Consider the following 535-nt stretch of genomic DNA (forward strand, 5'->3'; position numbering starts at 1 on the left):
CGGTGAGCGTCGCTCCGTCAACGAGCGTGAACCCGGGGAGGCTGGTGCCGTCCGCGATAATCGCGCGGCTGCGATTGCTCGTCCCCAGCAGCTTGTATCTGAGCGTGTCGTGGATCGGGTGGTGGACGGTTTGCTCGCGGATAGCGGTCGCTACCCGGTTGGGATCGTCGCTGCTGAGCTTCGCGTCAACCCGGTAAAACGGTCCGGATAACGCCTCGAGCGTGCCGGCCAGCTGCTCGGCTGTGACCTCGGCGTCGGCGCCGCGAACCACACACCGGGCGTTGACAACGAAGGCGTGTTGTGGATCCGTCGCGTCAAGCGCCGCCTTCCGCTCGGGGACAATATCCGGTGGGGTCTCGCGGTCAGGCTCGAGTCCGAACAGGAACCTGAGCAGCCAGTCTACGGGCGTGTCCATGCCCTCCTCGATCTTGAGTTTCCGATCGCGGATCTCACTTCGAAAATCCGGAAACGGCTCACACACCACCTGATACGTGACCGCGGCGTCCGTCTCGGCCAGTGTTTCGACGACGGGCGC

At 64.7% G+C, this 535-nt stretch carries 1 pseudogene; it reads right to left on the reverse strand.

Annotation, left to right across the window (positions count from 1 at the left end):
- A pseudogene (locus tag EXE42_RS18915) lies at positions 1–535 on the reverse strand (hypothetical protein); the annotation flags it as partial.

It is taken from the genome of Halorubrum sp. SP3, assembly GCF_005435195.1.
Taxonomy (GTDB): domain Archaea; phylum Halobacteriota; class Halobacteria; order Halobacteriales; family Haloferacaceae; genus Halorubrum; species Halorubrum sodomense.